At 68.0% G+C, this 18373-nt stretch carries 13 protein-coding genes; 6 read left to right on the top strand and 7 right to left on the bottom strand.

Features of this window, described 5'->3' with window-relative positions:
• Nucleotides 1–26 precede the first annotated feature (26 nt).
• Together EV138_RS17350 and EV138_RS17345 are read right to left on the bottom strand one after the other, a co-directional pair.
• Nucleotides 27–743 carry an SDR family NAD(P)-dependent oxidoreductase gene (locus EV138_RS17350; protein WP_133979942.1) on the bottom strand — a complete coding sequence of 239 codons (717 nt, stop codon included), beginning with the start codon at nucleotides 741–743 and terminating at the stop codon, nucleotides 27–29.
• Between the two features lie 46 nt (nucleotides 744–789).
• Nucleotides 790–1347, bottom strand: coding sequence for a TetR/AcrR family transcriptional regulator (locus EV138_RS17345; RefSeq protein WP_133979941.1), 558 nt, complete (start codon nucleotides 1345–1347; stop codon nucleotides 790–792).
• A 159-nt stretch (nucleotides 1348–1506) separates the two neighbouring features.
• Between EV138_RS17345 and EV138_RS17340 the strand changes: the two genes are divergently transcribed.
• From EV138_RS17340 to EV138_RS17330, 3 genes are read left to right on the top strand one after another with little or no spacing between them, the layout of a single operon-like run.
• Nucleotides 1507–2637, top strand: coding sequence for a lipid II:glycine glycyltransferase FemX (locus EV138_RS17340; RefSeq protein WP_133979940.1), 1131 nt, complete (start codon nucleotides 1507–1509; stop codon nucleotides 2635–2637).
• Between the two features lie 5 nt (nucleotides 2638–2642).
• Nucleotides 2643–3644: an alanine racemase gene (locus tag EV138_RS17335; protein WP_133979939.1), complete on the top strand. Its 1002-nt coding sequence runs from the start codon at nucleotides 2643–2645 to the stop codon at nucleotides 3642–3644.
• A gap of 41 nt (nucleotides 3645–3685) precedes the next feature.
• Nucleotides 3686–4417 carry a methyltransferase domain-containing protein gene (locus tag EV138_RS17330; protein ID WP_133979938.1) on the top strand — a complete coding sequence of 244 codons (732 nt, stop codon included), beginning with the start codon at nucleotides 3686–3688 and terminating at the stop codon, nucleotides 4415–4417.
• 1 nt (nucleotide 4418) lies between these two features.
• On the opposite strand, the gene EV138_RS17325 is transcribed toward EV138_RS17330, so the two are convergent.
• Complete coding sequence (locus EV138_RS17325; protein ID WP_133979937.1) at nucleotides 4419–5576, bottom strand: NAD-dependent epimerase/dehydratase family protein; 1158 nt, start codon at nucleotides 5574–5576, stop codon at nucleotides 4419–4421.
• A 137-nt stretch (nucleotides 5577–5713) separates the two neighbouring features.
• Between EV138_RS17325 and EV138_RS17320 the strand changes: the two genes are divergently transcribed.
• Entirely contained in the window at nucleotides 5714–6154 is a 441-nt protein-coding gene (locus EV138_RS17320; protein ID WP_166678623.1) for a GtrA family protein, read from the top strand.
• On the opposite strand, the gene EV138_RS17315 is transcribed toward EV138_RS17320, so the two are convergent.
• A complete protein-coding gene (locus EV138_RS17315) occupies nucleotides 6069–8279 on the bottom strand; it encodes a glycosyltransferase family 2 protein (RefSeq protein ID WP_133979935.1) in 2211 nt (736 codons plus the stop codon). The two genes, EV138_RS17320 and EV138_RS17315, sit on opposite strands and share 86 nt — an antisense overlap.
• Nucleotides 8276–9184, bottom strand: coding sequence for an NAD-dependent epimerase/dehydratase family protein (locus tag EV138_RS17310; RefSeq protein WP_166678622.1), 909 nt, complete (start codon nucleotides 9182–9184; stop codon nucleotides 8276–8278). Before EV138_RS17310 ends, EV138_RS17315 begins: the two co-directional genes overlap by 4 nt.
• Nucleotides 9185–9482: 298 nt before the next feature.
• Here EV138_RS17310 and EV138_RS17305 point away from each other — a divergent pair, with 298 nt between their 5' ends.
• Both EV138_RS17305 and EV138_RS17300 read left to right on the top strand, forming a co-directional pair.
• Nucleotides 9483–13454: a GH92 family glycosyl hydrolase gene (locus EV138_RS17305; protein ID WP_238158190.1), complete on the top strand. Its 3972-nt coding sequence runs from the start codon at nucleotides 9483–9485 to the stop codon at nucleotides 13452–13454.
• 219 nt (nucleotides 13455–13673) lie between these two features.
• On the top strand, nucleotides 13674–14912 hold the full coding sequence (locus EV138_RS17300; RefSeq protein ID WP_133979934.1) for a transglutaminase-like domain-containing protein: 1239 nt from the start codon (nucleotides 13674–13676) through the stop codon (nucleotides 14910–14912).
• On the opposite strand, the gene EV138_RS17295 is transcribed toward EV138_RS17300, so the two are convergent.
• Together EV138_RS17295 and EV138_RS17290 are read right to left on the bottom strand one after the other, a co-directional pair.
• Complete coding sequence (locus EV138_RS17295; protein WP_238158189.1) at nucleotides 14890–16059, bottom strand: mannosyltransferase family protein; 1170 nt, start codon at nucleotides 16057–16059, stop codon at nucleotides 14890–14892. The two genes, EV138_RS17300 and EV138_RS17295, sit on opposite strands and share 23 nt — an antisense overlap.
• Nucleotides 16060–16077: 18 nt before the next feature.
• On the bottom strand, nucleotides 16078–18315 hold the full coding sequence (locus EV138_RS17290; RefSeq protein WP_133979933.1) for a transglycosylase domain-containing protein: 2238 nt from the start codon (nucleotides 18313–18315) through the stop codon (nucleotides 16078–16080).
• Between the last annotated feature and the right edge of the window lie 58 nt (nucleotides 18316–18373).

Here is an 18373-nt window from a genome sequence, read left to right as displayed (position 1 = left end):
CGTAGAAGCCGCCGCCGACAAAACTCTCAGCGCAGGTTCAGCCCGCCGTCGAGCAGGATCACCTCGCCGGTCAGATAGCGATGGGCGACGATCGCGGCGATCAGCTCGGCCACGTCCGAAGGCTGCGCCGCGCGCCGCATCGGACTCGCGGTTTTCCACAGCTCCTGCGCGTCGGTCCAAGAAGCAGTCATCGCGGTATCCACCAGACCGGGCGCGACCGCATTCACCCGGACGTCGGGTCCGAGCGCGGCCGCGAGCAGCTTGGTGACGTGGTTCAGCGCGGCCTTGCTGGCGGCGTACGCGATCGAACTCCCCTTCGGCCGCACGCCCGCGTGGCTCGTCACGTTGACGATCGAGCCGTGTGATTCGCGGAGCGCCGGCAATGCCGCAGTACAGAGCAGCCATGGTGCTATCAAGTTCACGTCGAGCAGGCGCCGCCAGTCGCCAGCGGTCAGGCCGTCAAGGTCTGCGTGCGGGACGGGCCAACTGATGCCCGCGTTGTTGACCAGTACGTCGAGTCGCCCGTGCTCCGCCAACGCTCGTGGGACCAGGTCGGCGGCCTCGGAGTCGTTCTCCAGGTCTGCCTGCAGGTAGGTGCCGCCGAGTTCCGCCGCGAGCGCCTCGCCGGCTGCCCGGCTGGTCCGCGAGTGCACGACCACGGTCATCCCCTCGGCCGCCAGCCGTCGGGCCGTCGCCTCGCCGATGCCGGCGGCCGATCCCGTCACCAACGCCACCTTCGCCATCCCGCCACCTTAGAGCTGGTCCGAATAGTTGCCTACGGCAAACGACTCAGGCGCGGTACCGAAGGCCGTCCATCAACAGGTCGAGGAGCCGGCCAGCCTGCTCGCGGTTCGCGCCGGCGGCCAGGGCGACACCACTGAGACTGACCAGGACGTCAGCGGCCGCGACGTCGGAGCGGATCTCGCCGGCGGCAGAGCTCGCCTCAAGCAACGGCTGGATCGCGCCGACCAGCAGTTCGAAGCTGTGCGCGTACGGATCGGCGCCGGCCGCGATCACCGCCCGCAGCGCGTCGGCCATGCCGAGCTTGCGGGTCATGTAGTCGATGAAGCGATCCATCCAGGCCCGGGTCGCCTCGGCGGGCGGCAGCGTGGCGAGCAGCTCGGGCGCGGCGTCGCACACCACCGCGAGCTCGTTGCGGTACGCCGCTTCGATCAGCGCCTCGCGGGTCGGGAAGTGCCGGTAGAGCGTGCCGATCCCGACGCCGGCCTTCTTGGCGATGGCGTCCAGCGTCGCCTCCAGCCCGCACACGGAGAACGCCTCGACGGCCGCGGACAGCAGCAGGTCCCGGTTGCGCTGCGCATCGGCGCGCAGCGGACGCCCGCTCATCGCAGTCCCCCTTTGCTGGTCCGCCCGATCCTCAAACCTAGCCGAACCCGTCCCGACCCACGATCGCGCGAGGGGACAGCCCGACCGGGATCGGCAGCATCCGGTCAGGTTTCCGGCTCGACTGGGGTCTGGCGCTCCCGCCCGGTAACCTGACCGACCGTGAGCGACTTGAGGATCCGGACCATCTCCGCCGACGAGCACGCGGCCTATCTGACCGCACAGCCGTCGGCGAGCTTCCTGCAGACGCCGGGCTGGGCGGCGGTGAAGAGCGAGTGGAAGGCCGAGTCGCTCGGCTGGTTCGACCCGGCCGCTCCGGAGCAGTTGGTGGGCGTCGCGCTGGTGCTCTACCGGCAGATGCCGAAGGTCAAGCGCTACCTGGCCTACCTGCCCGAGGGCCCGGTGATCGACTGGGACGCGATCGACCTCGGCCGGTACCTGCGTCCGCTCGCCGCGCACGCTCAGGAACAGGGTGCGTTCGGGCTCCGGATGGGTCCGCCCGTGCCGGCCCGGCGGTGGAGCGCCAAGACGATCAAGGACGCCATCGCCGGCGGCCAGCAGCCGAAGCTGGGTGACGTCCGGCCGGACGTGATCGAGCCGTCCGGCGCGACCGTCTCGGCGCAGCTGCGCGCACTCGGCTGGAAGGCGCCGCGGGCCGTCGAGGGATTCGCGGCCGGCCAACCGCAGTACGTGTTCCAGGTCCCGCTGGCGGGCAAGACTCCGGACGACCTGCTCAAGGGCATGAACCAGCTCTGGCGGCGCAACATCAAGAAGGCCGAGAAGCTCGGCGTCGAGGTCACCGTCGGGACGCCCGAGGACCTGAAGGCGTTCCACGCGCTGTACGTCGAGACGGCCGAGCGGGACCACTTCACGCCGCGGCCGCTGCCGTACTTCGTCAAGATGTACGACGCGATGGCGAACCAGCCGGGTGACTGCTGCGACTTCCGGCTCTACAACGCCTATCACGAGGGGGATCTGGTCGCCTCGACGATCTGGATCCGGGTCGGCGGCCACTCCTGGTACTCCTACGGGGCCAGCTCGACCGCCAAACGAGACGTCCGTGGATCGAACGCGATCCAGTGGCGCATGATGTCGGACGCGCTCGCAGCGGGCGCGTTCGTGTACGACCTACGGGGCATCACCGACACCTTGGACCCGAACGACTCGCATGTCGGGTTGATCCAGTTCAAGACCGGCACCGGCGGCGAGGCCGTCGAGTACGTCGGTGAGTGGGATCTGCCGTTGAACAAGGCGCTCTACACCGCATTCGACCTCTACATGAGACGGCGATAACGACCATGCCCCTGATCCTGCACATCGATTCCGATCGATGGCGCGACCACCTCCGTTCCACGTGGAACCCCGACATCATCCCGGTCGCCAAGGGGAACGGGTACGGCGTCGGCAACCCGCGGCTGATCGCGGAGTCCCGGGCGCTCGGTGCCCGGACGATCGCGGTCGGCACCTACAACGAGGTGCCGCCGGACTCCAAGGACGACGTCGTGGTGCTCACGCCGTGGCGGCCGTTCCTCGAGGTCCCGCAGGGCAAGAACATCATCCACACCGTCAGCCGGCTGGCCGACCTGGTCTCGATCCCGGCCGGCAGCCGGGTGCTGATCGAGGTCCAGACCTCGATGCGCCGGCACGGTATCGGCGCCCGCGAGCTGCGGCACACGATGCTGCTGAACGCGCTGGACCGGATCCGGTTCGAGGGCTGGTCCCTGCACTTCCCGATGGGCGCGGGCGGCACGTCCGCGAACGTCCGGGAGGCGCAGGAGCTCGGCAAGGCGGCCCAGGCGGTCCGGCCCGGCACGCTCTGGGTGTCGCACGTCCCGGCCCAGAAGCTGGCCGACATCGGCGAGAACGTGAAGCTCCGGATGGGTACGGCGCTCTGGCTCGGCGACCGGGGTGCGTTCGACGTCCGGGCGACCGTGCTCGACGTCCACTCCGTACGCCGTGGCGAGCGGGTCGGCTACCGCCAGCGCCGGGTCACCGGTGACGGGCACATCCTGGTCGTCTCGGGCGGCACCGCGCACGGAGTCGGCCTCGAAGCACCCACGGCGGCGGCCACGGTCCGCCAGCGCGCGATCGCCATGGCCAAGGGCAGCCTTGACGCGGCCGGCCTCGCCCTCTCCCCCTTCACGATCGAGGGCAAACAACGCTGGTTCGCCGAGCCCCCGCACATGCAGGCCAGCATGCTCTTCCTGCCGGCCTCGGTAGCCCCGCCCGCCGTCGGCGACGAGGTCGGCGTCGACGTCCGCTACACGACCACCACGTTCGACAAGGTCTCGATGGACTGATCCCTTGACTTCAGGTGAACCTGAAGTTGCACCGTGAGGGTATGGCTGAACCGAGCTTTCTGGACCGGATCGAGCAACTGCCCGGCGCAGTGGCGTTACGGGCGGCGTCGTACGACCTGCTCGGCCTCTCGCCGGGCGACACGGTCGTCGATGTCGGGTGCGGGGCGGGGCACGCGGTGGCCGATCTGGCGGCCGCGCACCTGAAGACGATCGGCGTCGATCCGGATCCCGACGCCATCGCCGTGGCCCGGTCCCGCACGGCCGACGCAATGTTTCACGTGGCACGGTCGGACGACCTGCCGCTGGAGGACGCTTCGGTCGACGGCTACCGCGCGGCCCGGCTGTTCCATCTGCTCGACGATCCCCGTCCGACGCTCGCCGAGGCCTGGCGCGTACTACGACCCGGTGGCCGGATCGTCCTCGTCGGCCAGGACTACGGGTTCCTGCTCCTCGACGGCACCGACCAGGACCTGACCGACGTCGTCCTGCTCGGCCTCGAGTCCCGTACGCCGGCCCCGCGCGCGGCCAGGAGCTACCGCGACCTGCTCCTCGACCAGGGCTTCCGCGAACCCGAGGTTGCTGTGCACAACGAGATCGTCACCGACTACGCCCAACTGGCAACGCAACTGGAGTCTGCGGCGGCAGCCGCGGTCGAGAAGGCCCTGATCACCCAGCAGGATGCGGCCGACTGGCTGGCAGACCAGGCCGACCGGGGCCGCCGCGACCGCTTCCTCGCCGTACTGCCTGTCCTGCTGGTCGCGGCGACCCGCTGAGTCAGGCCGTCTTGACGCCGCCCTTCCAGCGGACGGTCGGGAGCAGGGCGTTCAGGTCGACGCGGTCCTTGTTGGCGGCAACGATGTCGAAGAGCGACTCGATCAGCGTGTCCGACAGCAGGTGCGGCTGGAGGCCGAGACCGACCAGGCCGGTGTGCTTCACGTTGTAGTAGTGCTCGGGCTGCTCCACTCGCGGGTTCTCCAGGTGCTCGACCTGCACCGGACCCGGGAAGCATTCGCTGACCAGTTGCGCGATCTGGCCGACCGAGTAGCTCTCGGTCATCTGGTTGAAGACGCGGAACTCGCCCGCCTCGGCCGGATGCTCGACGGCGAGCCGGATGCACTCGACGGTGTCGCGGATGTCCAGCAACCCGCGAGTCTGGCCGCCGGTGCCGTAGACGGTGAGCGGCTCGCCGAGCACGGCCTGGATGACGAAGCGGTTCAGCACTGTGCCGAAGACGGCGTCGTAGTCCAGCCGGGTGGCGAGCCTGGCGTCCTGCGCGGTCTGCGGGGTCTGCTGACCGTAGACGATGCCCTGGTTGAGATCGGTGACCCGCAGTCCCCAGATCCGGCAGCCGAACTCCAGGTTGTGCGAGTCGTGCACCTTGCTCAGGTGGTAGAACGAGCCCGGCTTCTTCGGATAGAGCATCCGGTCCTTGCGGCCGTTGTGCTCGACCTCCAGCCAGCCTTCCTCGATGTCGATGTTCGGCGTGCCGTACTCGCCCATCGTGCCCAGCTTCACCAGGTGAATCGACGGGTCGAGCTCGGCCACCGCGTACATCAGGTTCAGCGTGCCGATCACGTTGTTGTGCTGGGTGTAGACGGCGTGCTGCCGGTCGATCATCGAGTACGGCGCGGCCCGCTGCTCGGCGAAGTGCACGATCGCCTCGGGTTTGAACTCGGCCAGCACCCGGTAGACGAACTCCGCGTCGAGCAGATCGCCGGTGTACGCCGTGATGCGCTGCCCCGAGACCTCGTGCCAGGCGGCGATCCGGGTGTCCAGGTCCTCGATCGGAACCAGGCTCCGCACCCCGAGTTCCTCGTCGTAGCCGCGGCGGGCGAAGTTGTCGAGCACCGCGATCTGATGACCGCAGTCGGACAGATGCAAAGCGGTCGGCCACCCTAGGTAACCGTCACCACCCAGGACGAGAACTCGCACAGCAACCCCTTTGCTCCGGAAAAGTCGTGCCTTCCTTACCCTGTCTACCCACTTCTGGCCGTCATCAGCTGGGAGACAGCTGGCAATCTGCTGTGAATCAGCGCACCTGTTTCTGCACACCGTGCACAATGGGGCCCGTGCGGGTCTTGCTTCGCTACTCAGCGTCATCGGTTGTTGCCACCGCGATCAGTCAGCTGGCCTTCTTGGCCTGCTACTGGATCGGTACTTCGGCGACGGCCGCGAGCGTGATCGCCTTTGCCGCCGGCGCGGTCCCGAACTACCTGCTGAACCGGCGCTGGGCCTGGGGCCGCACCGGCCCGGCCCACCCGACCCGCGAACTGTTGCCGTACGTCCTGATCACGATCGGCTCCGCCTTCGTCATCACCTTCCTGACCACGGTCGCCGACGACTGGATCCGGACGATGATCGACGCCCATTCGCTGCGGACCGTACTGGCCGGCGGCGCCTACCTGGCCGCCAACGGCTTCACGTTCATCCTGAAGTTCGTGCTGTTCGACCGGTACGTGTTCGCCACGCCGGCCGCCGACGTCGAAGTACGAACTCCCGCCACCAGGTAGTCGTCATCACCCGCGCGTAGTTCGCGCCGTACACCAGGCCGGGACCCTTCTTGCTGGTCCCGTCGCCGCGGCGCCGCATGGTCATCGGCAGCTCCACCACCCGCGCTCCGCTGGCCAGTACTCCGAGCAGCAGCTCCGACGACTGGTACTGCGGCTCGCGCAGCGTCACCGAGCACGCCAACTCGGCCCGCATCGCCCGGAACCCGAACGACGTGTCGGTCAGCTTCCGCCGGGTCAGCACCGACGCCAGCACAGCGAACACCCGTACGCCGAGCCAGCGCAGCTTGCTGTCGGCATCTTCCTCACCCAGCCGCCGCGACCCGGTGACGAAGTCGGCCTGGCCATCCAGGATCGGCTGCAGCAACACGTCCAACTCGCTGTTGTCGTACTGCCCGTCCGCGTCCGTCGTCACCACGTACTGCGCTCCGCCCTGCGCAGCCAACTGGTATCCCAACCGCAGCGCAGCGCCCTGGCCACGATTGGCAGGCGCCTCGCAGACGTAAGCACCGTGCGCTGCAGCGACCTCTGCCGTGTTGTCAGAGGCACCGTCCACCACGACCAGTACGTCGAGCGGCAGTCCACCGCCCGTCTTCGGCATGTTCTGCAACACCGGGCCGATCCCGCCGGCTTCGTTGTAAGCGGCAATCACCACGACCAGCGGCGCGAAGCTCGGTGCGCCGTGCACCTTGCGGAAGTTCTCCACAGCCTCGGAGTCGACCTTGTCGGGGTACGGCGCGAGCGCGGGCCTCGCCTGGTCGCGTCCGAGGATCGCGGTCAACCCGATCGCCCCGGCGAGCGGGAAGAACACCAGTCCCGGTAGCTGGTACCGCCAGGAGAACTCGAAGGCGGCCGACCCGAGCAGCAACACGATCCCACAAGCAGCCGGCAGCAGCGCCGCAGCGCGAAGTCCGGACTGCCGAGCCTTGCCGAGTCCCGCGGCGGCAGCGAGACCGATCAGCCCGAAGATGCCCAGCAGGAGACCGGAGGTGTAGCCGCCGTTCAGCTGGTAGCCGCGCAAGATCTCCGCCGCCCAGCGATGCACGTGCGGGTCGGAGCCGCCGTACTGCCGGGCCGCGTCCGCCGTCTTCTGGTCGCCTCCGTTCGGGTAAGTCAGCTGGAACTGCCACCGGTCGAGCGGTACGTCGTCCGGCGAGGTGGTCCGGGTGGGCGCGAAGCCCTTGAGGAAGTCCTTCAGCGCGGCCTTGGTGACGTCCAGCGGCTGATGCTGGATCACCAGCCGGGCGAACTTCGTCGCGAGCTCCTGCTTGGTCGTCCCGGGCGGCAGTGGCTGCGACGGCCAGTTCGGATCGCCGTAGTGGTTGTGGGCGTACTTGTCGACGCCCAGTCGCTGCCCGAGCGGCTCGACCGGGCAGAACAACCTGGTGCCCGCGTCGAGCGGCAACTTGGAGCAGTCGGCAACGACAGCGGTCCGGCCGTACAGCACCTGGTTCTCGGCGCCGGTGAAGCCCCAGCGCCCGGTCTCCGAGTGGAAGTAGCCGACATAGGCAGCGACGACCAGGAGGAATCCGGAGACGGCAGCACCAGTACGCAGTACGAGCTGCTTCTTGTGGTGCCAGGCAGCGACAACGAGGTACAGCACGACGCCGAGGAGCAGGGTCATGCCGATAGCGCGTACGGCGAAGGCGGCGCCGAGGAGCAGGCCGACCAGGCCGGTGCGCTTCCAACCCGGCAGGCCGCCACCCAGAAGCAACCAGAGCACGCCGACGAGCAGTACGTCGAAGGTGGTCTCGGCCATGATGTTCTGCTCGATCTGGACCTGGTAGGCGTCGAGCAGGAGCGGAGCGGCCGCCACTGCGGCCAGCCAGCGGTAGACCCCGAGTCGACGGGCCAGTGCGTAGACGGCGATGCCCAGGCCGAGCCCGACCAGGTGCTGCACGATCACGACGAACGTCAGACCGCCCAGGTCGACCAGCGGACGCAGTACGAGGTCGTAGCCGATGGGGTTGAGCTGGTCGGGCTTCAGCTCCGTCATGTTCGCCAGATAGTGCACCGAGTCCGCGTAGATGATCGCGGGTCGATAGGCGATCGTCGCCAGGACGCGGAGCAGCGTGCCCGCCACCAGGAAGATGACGAGCAGCCAGTGCCTGCGCAGTACTCCGTTCACTGGTCGCGGAAGTACTTCCAGGTCCGCGCCAGGCCGTCCGCCAGCGACACACTCGGCCGGTAGCCCAGCGACTCGGCACTGGCCGACACATCGACCACTACGGCAGGCATCTCCCCAGCAGGCGCGTCCACGTGCTCAGCAGGGATCGCAGCACCGGTCACTGCTCGTACGGCGTCGACCAACTCGAGCACCGAGACCGACTTGCCCGAGCCGATGATCGCGCGGCCGCTGTAGCCGGTCTCCAGCGCCAGCAGGATCGCCCCGACCACGTCGTCGACGTACACGAGGTCCCGCCGCTGCTGCCCATCCCCGTAGACCCGTACGCCGGTGTCGCTGAGCGCAGCCCGCATGAGTCGCGGCACGAAGCTGTCCTTGTGAGACATGCCTGGCCCGTAGACGTTGGTGAAGCGCAGCGCCGCAGTACTGAGGCCGTAGCTTCCCGAGTACGCCGACAGCAGCATCTCTCCGGCCGCCTTCGTCGCGCCGTACGGCGTGAGCGGGTGCAGCGGGAGGTCAGCGGTGATGGTCGACGTGCCGACATCACCGACGACGGCGTTGGTGGAGGCGAGCACGAAGGAGCCCACACCACTTCCGCGGGAGAGTTCCAGCAGTACCTGGGTGATGGTGACGTTCTCGGCGAAGGTGCGCATCGGGGCGTCGACAGACCGGAGTACGGAGGTCAGGGCGGCGAGGTGGACCACTGCGCGCGGCCGGGTCTCGAAGGCCGAGATGCAGACCTCCTGCTCGGCGAGATCGCCGGTGATCGCCTCGACGCCCGAGTCCCAGGAGGGATCCGGCGGCTCCCGGTCGACAGCCGTCACCGGGACGTCCCGCTCCCGCAGCGCGGCCACCACCGCGCGTCCGATGAAGCCGGCGGCTCCCGTGACCAGCACCCTGTCGTCCATGCCGGTCAACCTACCGCCGGACGCCCAAACCGACGGCCCCGGCCGCGGCCGGTCGCGAGGCCGGAACCCGGCGGCTCGCGACCCAGTTCCGAACGGTGCGCGACGAACTCTTGACCGCGGGTGATCATGATGGGCAGGATCACCCCGGACGCGGGCTGACAACCTTGTCATCGGGGCCGCGTACCACTGGCGATCGGCACTGCCGGGCGCCGCTCTTCCCGTCCAAGGAGCGTAGATGAATCTCCGCCGCCCTCTGGGGCTCGTCACGTCTCTCGGCCTTGTGGTGACAATGACTGCCATGACGTCAGCGAGCGCCGCCGTACCCATCGGGGCCCAGGCCACCGGCCAGCCGGCCGCGACCGGGTCCTCCTTCTTCACTTCCTTCGAGCCGGGCCAGCCGCAACCCGGCTACACCGATGCGGTCGAGACCGGTCCGGACGGGAAGCCCCGGACCGGCGGTGTCGAAGGTCCGACGCCGACCGGGATCGGCGGCAGCGAGATGGACAAGGTCGTCAAGGTCGAGGCGAACGGCGAGAACACCGGAGGCGGTGAGATCGCGACGAACGCCGCCGACGGTGACAAGTTCACCAAGTGGCTGGTGTTCGAGCCGACCGGGTGGCTGACGTACCAGACCTCGGTCCCGGTGACGATCAAGAAGTACGCGCTGACCTCGGCGAACGACGCCGACGGCCGCGACCCGAAGAACTGGACCGTGTCCGGCTCGAACGACGGCACGACCTGGACCACGCTGGACACGAGGACGAACGAGGACTTCGAGTCGCGGTTCCAGACCAAGGAGTACACGTTCGACAACGCCACGGCGTACACGTTCTACAAGCTCGACATCACCCAGAACCACGGCGAGAACATCGTCCAGCTCGCCGACTGGTACCTGTCGAACGGCGCTCCGCTGCCGCCACCCGGCCCGACGGCCGAGTCCCGCCTCGACTCCGGCCCGACCAGCGCCTACAACGCCCGTGCCCGCACCGGCTTCACCGGCGTGAAGTCCTTCCGGTACGCCGGCCACCAGACGGCCGAGGGCCGCGGCTTCACCTGGAACAAGATCGCGGACGTGGACCTGAAGGTCGGCAAGGACACCCGGCTGGGCTACAAGATCTTCCCCGAGCACGTCGAAGGCGACCTGAGCTACCCGAGCACCTACGCGGCGATCGACCTGGCGTTCACCGACGGCACCTACCTGAGCGACCTCGGCGCCAAGGACCACCACGGCTTCGGCCTCAGCCCGCGTGGTCAGGGCGAGGCGAAGGGCCTGTCGACGAACCAGTGGAACAACATCGAGGCCGACCTCGGCAAGGTCGCCGCGGGCAAGACGATCACGCGGATCCTCATCGGGTACGACAAGCCGTCCGGGCCGGCCGACTTCCGCGGCTGGATCGACGACATCCGGATCGCCAACGGTACAGTCGATCCCGCCTCCAGTGACACAGCTGCCCAGAAGACGGCCAAAAGGCACCCGTCAGACCTCGCCATCACGACCCGCGGGACGAACTCGACCGGTGGATTCTCCCGGGGCAACAACTTCCCGGCGACCGCCGTACCGCACGGCTTCAACTTCTGGACGCCGGTCACCAACGCCGGCTCGATCTCCTGGCTGTACGACTACGCCAAGGGCAACAACGACCAGAACAAGCCGGAGATCCAGGCCTTCTCGATCAGTCACGAGCCGAGCCCGTGGATGGGTGACCGGCAGACCTTCCAGGTGATGCCGTCCACCGCCGACACCCCGACCGCGGATCGCGAGGCGCGGGCCTGGGCGTTCAGCCACGACAACGAGATCGCCCGGCCGTACTACTACGGCGTGACCTTCGACAACGGCAACGCGGTCGAGATGGCCCCGACGGACCACGCGGCGATGCTGCGGTTCTCGTTCCCGGCCGGCAACGCGTCACTGGTGTTCGACAACGCCAACAACAACGGCGGATTGACGCTCGACCCGGCGACCGGCGTGGTCACCGGCTTCAGCGACATCAAGTCCGGCCTGTCGACCGGCGCCGGCCGGCTGTTCGTGTACGGCGTGGTCGACCAGAAGGTGGTTGCCTCCGGCAAGCTCGCCGACGGTGGCGGCGCAAACGTCGGCGGCTACTTCTCCTTCGACAAGTCGGTCAAGCAGGTCCAGCTACGGATGGCGACCTCGCTGATCGGCACCGCGCAGGCGAAGAAGAACCTCGAACTCGAGCTCGCGGCCGACAGCAAGTTCGACAAGGTGAAGAAGGCAGCCCAGGTCGCCTGGGACGCCAAGCTCAGCACCATCGAGGTCGAGGGCGCCACCGCGGACCAGCTGCACACGCTCTACTCGAACCTCTACCGGCTGTTCCTCTACCCGAACAACGGCTCGGAGAACACCGGTACGGCGAAGAAGCCGGTGATCACCTACGCCTCGCCGACCTCACCGAAGATCGGCGCGGACACCCCGACCGAGACCGGCTCCAAGATCGTGGCCGGCCAGACCTATGTGAACAACGGGTTCTGGGACACCTACCGGACCGTCTGGCCGGCGTACTCGCTGTTCTCGCAGGACGACGCCGCGGCCCTGGTGAACGGCTTCGTCCAGCAGTACAAGGACGGCGGCTGGATCTCGCGCTGGTCCTCGCCGGGCTATGCCAACCTGATGGTCGGCACCAGCTCCGACGTGGCCTTCGCGGACGCCTACCTCAAGGGGATCAAGGGGATCGACATCCAGGCGGCGTACGACGCTGCGCTCAAGAACGCCGCTGCCCGGCCGCCGACAGACAACGTCGGTCGCAAGGGTCTGGACCGGTCCGTGTTCAACGGCTACACGGCCAACACCACCGGCGAGGGCTTCAGCTGGTCGATGGACGGCTACATCAACGACTTCGGCATCGCCAACCTGTCGAAAGCCCTGTACGACAAGGCGAAGAAGAGCGACCCGCGCAAGCAGGAGTACCTGGACAACTACCACTACTACCTGAACCGGGCGCGCAACTACGTCACCCTGTTCGACCCGGCGCTCAACTTCTTCCAGGGCAAGGACCCGCAGGGTGTCTGGGGCAACTCGCCGGCCACGTTCGACCCGCAGGACTGGGGCCACGACTACACCGAGACGAACGCGTGGAACATGGCGTTCTCCGCCCCGCAGGACGGTGCAGGTATTGCCGCGCTGTACGGCGGTCGCGATGGCCTGGCGAAGAAGCTCGACGAGTTCTTCAGTACGCCGGAGGACGCCCTGCACACCGGCGGCTACGGCGGCACGATCCACGAGATGCTCGAAGCCCGTGACGTCCGGATGGGCCAGTACGGGCACTCGAACCAGCCGTCGCACCACATCGCGTACATGTACGACTTCGCCGGTCAGCCGTCGAAGACCCAGGAGAAGGTGCGGGAGATCCTGAACCGGCTCTACCTCGGGTCGGAGATCGGCCAGGGTTACCCTGGCGACGAGGACAACGGCGAGATGTCCTCGTGGTACCTGTTCAGCATGCTCGGGTTCTACCCGCTGCAGGTCGGCTCCCCGACGTACGCGATCGGGGCACCGCTGTTCACCAAGGCGACGATCCGGTTGGCCGACGGCAAGAAGCTGGTGGTCAGCGCGCCGAAGAACAGCGCGAAGAACCTGTACGTCAAGGGCGTCAAGGTCAACGGCAAGAACTGGACCTCGACCGCGCTGCCGCACTCGCTGATCGCGGACGGCGGCAAGATCGAGTTCGACATGACCGACCGTCCGTCGAACTGGGGCAGCGGCCGGAACGACGCTCCCCCGTCGATCACCAAGCCGGGCGAGGACCCGAAGACCTGGCGGGACTCGACCGAGGACGAGGGCGCGGTCACCGCGGCCGCTGGTGCCGACGTCTCCGCGCTGACCGACAACGACTCGAAGACCCAGGTCACGCTGACCGGGGCGACTCCGACCGTGACGGTCAACCTGCAGACCGGCCGGCCGGTGACGATGTACACCCTGACCAGCGGGAACACCGGTGCCGCGCCGTCGGGCTGGGTGCTGGAGGGCTCGAACGACGGGACCAGCTGGACTCCGGTGGACAAGCGGAGCGGCGAGACGTGGGCATGGCCGGCGTACACGAGGTCGTTCAGCGTCGCTTCACCGAAGGCGTTCACGCAGTACCGGCTGGTGCTGACTCCGGCGGCCGGGGCTGACGGGGTGACGTTGTCCGAGCTCGAACTGCTCGGCACGCTGAAGGGCGTCGAGGCCGGTACGCATCCGAGCGACCAACGGGTGGCCGAGGCCAAGCCGAGCCCGACCCCGTCGCAGTCGATCGACCGCAACTACGGCTGACAGAAAACCACGTCCGGCGGAGCCTGCCCCTGAGAGGTTCCGCCGGACGTCTGTCCCGTTCAGAAAGAAATGGAGGGGTGGCGACCCCGCCCGGCCTGCCACCCCTTCACACCGTACTGACGACCGGGCCCCCGGATAGGTTGCCTCGGCCCAAATCTGTCCACATCGTGGACGCAGCGAGGCCTCGTGAGCAGCCCGCGGGCAGGCGATGATGGCCCGGTGAGCGAACGAGTCGACGACCTGCCGCCCCGCGAACTGGCCGAGCTGCGCCTGCAGGCCGAGCGGTACCTGCGGGACGAGAACGACCAGCCGCTGCTGGACCTGGTCGGCGACTTGCGCGCCGATGAGCAGTGGTGGGCTCATCTCTGGGCGCCCGGGGCGGCGATCGCCGCGCGCCGGCTCGGGTCACCGCAGGCGTCGGCGCTGCTGGAGGAGGCCGTCACGCTCGGCTTCAGCCAGCCCGAGATGTTCGAGGGCGAACTGGAGAAGTACTTCGGTACGGACACCGGCTGGCCGCTGCTGCAGCGGCGGATGCGGGTGAACGTCCCGCTGCCGACGCTCGAGCTGACCGAGTGGCCGGACGCCGGCCCGGTCGGTGCGCTGGATCTCTACGCGATCGCCCCGGAGCGGGAGAGCGCCTTGCTCGACCGGCTACCCGATTCCGCGGACTCCGCCTGGGACACCGCGACCGGGCTGCTGGAGTGGGTCCACGACCAGTGGCCGCACGCGAACGACCATGTCGAGGACCCGGACGCGCTGAACGTTCTCGAGCGGGTGGATGGCGGTGCCCGGTTCGCCTGCGTCGAGTACTCGATCGTGCTGAGTCAGGCGCTGAACGCCGTACGCATCCCGGCCAGGCGAGTCGATCTGCGGCAGGCCAACCACCACGTCGGGGTCGGCCGGGGCCACGTCGTCAGTGAGGCGTGGATCGACGATCTGGATCGCTGGGTGCTGCTCGACGGCCAGAACGGGTCGTACTGGATCGACGAGGCCGGCCGGCCGCTCGGCGTACGGGAACTGCAGCGGCTGACCGAGCCGCCTGCGTTCGTTGGAGCGCGCGGGGTGGAGTCGCTGAGCGCCGAGCAGGCTGCGGTGTGGTTCAGCTATTTCGCGTCGGTGACGACGACGGGCTACACGTGGGCGGAGGGTCCGTTCGCACCGATCTTCCAGGGCATGCGCAGCATCCGTACGCCGCGGCTCGTGCACGACGGCGACCTCGCGTATCCCCGGCTCTCCGCCGTCACGACCGGCCTCGGGGGCACTGTCACTGCACCCACGGTCCTGTTCAGCCATGCCCACCCGTACGGCACTGCGATCCGGATCAACGGCAAACCCGTCGAGGAGTACCCGCTCGACCTGACCCCCGGCAGCCACGAACTCACGGTCACCATCGCCACGCCGTACGGCGAAACCGCGCCGCAGCACCTTCGCTATCTCAGCCGGTCCAGCGACCGGTGAAGAAGGCGGCGGCCCAGACCGCGGCCAGGGGAATCGCTATCGCCAGGTAGAGGCGGCCGAGCCAGGGGCGTTTCTCGACCAGGACGGCAAGGCCGATCCACAGCGGCCACCACAGCAGCGTCGCGCGGGTCAGCGAGTAGACCCAGAACGACGTGGTGAACGCGCCGATCGTCGCAGCGACCCAGGCCGCCTCGCCCCAGGACCGCCGCCACAACAACCAGGCCAGCAGAACCAGTCCAACGAACAACGCGACCAGCTCGGCGCGGAACATCCAGGTCCAGTCGCTGCGATCGGCCGGAAAGTGCCCCTTGGTCGCCGCCTCGACCGTGTGCACCAGCGAGGTCCACGGCCAGGTGAACTCGCGCGCCCAGCCCTTCTCCTGCGCCTGCTGCCAGGCGAACCAGGACCCGTGGATCTTCTTCAGGTACGCCATGAACGCGACCACCGGAACCACTGGCAGCAGCAGCCACGGCAGCGACGACCAGTCGCGCTTCTTGGAGGTGAGGAACTCGACACCGAGCGCGAAGATCAGGAAGATCCCGGAGACCCGCACGGTCGACGCGAGGGCGACGAAGATCGCCGCCCGCGCCCAGCGACCCTGCCGCGCGGCCAGCCAGCCGGGAAAGGCGAAGGCGCAGAACAGCGCCTCGGTGTAGGGCGCGGCGAGGAAGATCCCGACCGGCGCGGTGAACCAGATCAGTGCCGCCTTCGGCCCGAGGTTGGCCAGCTGCGGGTACTCGTACTGCGCCAGGCGGGCCAGGTACACACCGGCGACCGCGCTGGCGATCGCCGAGACGAGGATGCCGCCACCGACGTACCCGATTCCCAGCCAGCTCGCGGCCCGCATCAGCGCCGGGAAGCCGGGGAAGAACGCGGCCAGCGGTGCGCCGGACGGTTCGCCGTGGTTGTAGCCGAACTCCGCGACCGCCTTGAAGTGCCAGACGTCCCACTGCAGGAAGGCGTGCCAGACATTCGGGTAGTCGGTGCCCCGGTTGAACAGCAGCGGCGCCGAGATCGAGAGGACGAAGATCCCGATCCGGGTGACCAGCCACCAGCCGAGGGTCTCGCGAGCGCTCAGGTCCAGCAGCCGCACGAGTCCGACGGCCTCGCGAGCCCTCCTGGCCCGGCGAGGCCGTTCCTCTGCCACCCGCTCAAACACCGGCCACTACTGGTTGCCGTCTCCGTTGCCGGGAGTCGGCGGACCACCCGTGGGGATGGTCGGCCACTTCGGAGTGTGCGTCTTGGTCGGCTTGTTCGTCGGCGTGTTGGTCGGTGTGTTCGTGGGCGTGTTCGTCGGCGTGTTGGTCGGTGTGTTCGAGGGCGTGTTCGACGGAGTGTTACTCGGCGTGTTCGACGGCGTGTACGTCGGTGTCGGCGAGTCCTTGAGCGCGTCGTCCGACGGCTCGGGGAACTCCGCCTTGTCCGTGTCGCCCAGCGCCGGCTCCATGTAGGCCAGCCACGTCCGCAGCGGCCAGTTGCCACCGAAGAAGGCGGCGTCGTCGCTGAACGGGTCGAGGTCGCTCTCACCGGTCTTGCCGGCGCGGTACAGCACCGAGGTCGCCAGTCCCTTGGAATCGGTCGGCGAGTTGTAGCCCGCGGTGTAACCGGTCCACCAGGATGTCAACGTGTCCGAGCCGTCCTTACAGCCGTCGCACTTCGCGTTGGCGGCGCGGTGCTCGACAGCGACGCCACCCGCCGTACCGGTCTTGCCGGCGACGGGACGGTCCAGATCCTTGGCCAGCTTGCCGGTGCCCTTCGGGCCTTCGACCACATCCTGGAGGACGTAGTTGACCTGGTCGGCGAGCTCCTTGCTGATCACCTGCTTGTGGGGCAACTGGGCGTCGGTCCAGTCCTTGGCGTTGCCCGGGTAGTCCACCTTCTTGATGGTGTGCACCGGCACGTACATGCCCTCGGCCGCGAAGGTCGCGTACGCGTTCGCCATCTCGACCGGGCTGGCATACGGGTCCGGCCCGAGGACGGTCGACGGGTTGTTCCGCCCCCGCTCCAGGGCGGTGGTCTTCGGGATGCCCACCTTCTCGGCCATGTCGACCAGCTTGCTGGGTCCGTTGTCCAGCTGTTTGTCGATCAGGTCGTAGAAGGCCGTGTTGATCGACTGCTCGGTGGCCTGTTTCAGCGTGACGTCGCCGTAGTCGTCGTTGAACTCGTTCTTGAGCTTCAGCCCTTGGACCTCGATCGGGCTGTCACCTTGGAAGGTGGAGTAGATGTTGAAGTCGCCGCTGTCCAGCGCCGCCGCGACCGCGAACGGTTTGAAGGACGAGCCTGGACGGGCTCGCAATGTTGCCCAGTTCAACTGGCTGGCCAGGTAGTCACTGCCGCCGTACATCGCGACCAGCTCGCCGGTACCGGGGCGGACCGAGGCCATCCCGATGTGCAGGTCGCCCTTGTTCTTGGGCCGTTCCGCGATGGAGGCGTTCATCTTCTGCTGCAGGTTCTTGTCGAACGTGGTGGTGATCCGCAACCCACCGCCGCTGATCTGGTCGTCGGGGACGCCGAGCCTGGACAGCTCCTTGCGGGCCATGTCGAGCAGGAAGCCCTGGACACCCTTGAAGCGGTTGGCCTTCTTCTTCTTGTGGATCGGCGGGACGGCCTTGCTCCACTTGGCGTAGTCGGCTTCCGTGATCGTGCCGGTCTGCTTCATGCCGTCGAGCACATAGCGATAGCGGTCCAGGACGCGCTGCTTCACCACCGGCTCGGTCGAATCGGTGTCGAACCGGGTGGGGTTGTTCAGCACGGTCGCCAGCAGCGCCGCCTCGCCGATGCTCAGCTGTGCCGGGTTCGCCTTGCTGAAGTAGGCGTCGCCCGCCGCCGCGACGCCGTACGCGCCCTCGCCGAAGTAGATCGTGTTCAGGTAGCCCTCGAGGATCTCCTTCTTGTCCTTCTGCCGGCTCAGCTTGGTGGCGATGAAGAGCTCGGAGAATTTCCGGGAGAAGGTCCGGTCCTGGGTCAGGTACATGATCTTCACGTACTGCTGGGTGATCGTCGAGCCACCCTGCAACTGCTGGCCGCGGGCGATGTTGAAGGCCGCGCGGGCCATGCCGGACGGCGAGATGCCGGGGTTGGTCCAGAAGGTCCGGTCCTCGGCCGCGATCACGGCGTCCTGGACGGTCTTCGGGATCTGGCTGAGCGGCACCGAGCGGCGGTTCTGGTCGAAGAAGCTGCCGATCGGCGTCTTGTTGTCGGAGAAGTAGACCGTCGTGGTGTTGGTCGCGAACGCCTTGTTCGGGTCCGGGATGTCGGTGGTCTGGTAGCCGATGAAGAACACCGCAGTCACCGCGATCACGCCGAGGAAGAACAGCGCCGCCAGCCAGCCGAGAACCCGCAGCGCCCAGTGCCGCTTCCCTCGCCGTCGGACCGGGGCGGCTTTCCTACGACCTTCACTCACAGTGCAATCCTCGACGATCTCGCTGAAGTCATTGCCACCCAGAGTACGGGCGATGTGG

The organism is Kribbella voronezhensis (assembly GCF_004365175.1).
Taxonomy (GTDB): Bacteria; Actinomycetota; Actinomycetes; order Propionibacteriales; family Kribbellaceae; genus Kribbella; species Kribbella voronezhensis.
The sequence above is the reverse complement of the archived record's forward strand: the minus strand, read 5'-3'. Positions and strand labels throughout refer to the sequence as shown.

Excerpts from the sequence above, each read along its gene's own strand:
- EV138_RS17310 (WP_166678622.1), bottom strand. The coding sequence starts at position 9,184 with ATGGACGACAGGGTGCTGGTCACGGGAGCCGCCGGCTTCATCGGACGC.
- EV138_RS17345 (WP_133979941.1), bottom strand. The coding sequence starts at position 1,347 with ATGAGCGGGCGTCCGCTGCGCGCCGATGCGCAGCGCAACCGGGACCTG.
- EV138_RS17335 (WP_133979939.1), top strand. The coding sequence starts at position 2,643 with ATGCCCCTGATCCTGCACATCGATTCCGATCGATGGCGCGACCACCTC.
- EV138_RS17330 (WP_133979938.1), top strand. The coding sequence starts at position 3,686 with ATGGCTGAACCGAGCTTTCTGGACCGGATCGAGCAACTGCCCGGCGCA.
- EV138_RS17305 (WP_238158190.1), top strand. The coding sequence starts at position 9,483 with ATGACGTCAGCGAGCGCCGCCGTACCCATCGGGGCCCAGGCCACCGGC.
- EV138_RS17350 (WP_133979942.1), bottom strand. The coding sequence starts at position 743 with ATGGCGAAGGTGGCGTTGGTGACGGGATCGGCCGCCGGCATCGGCGAG.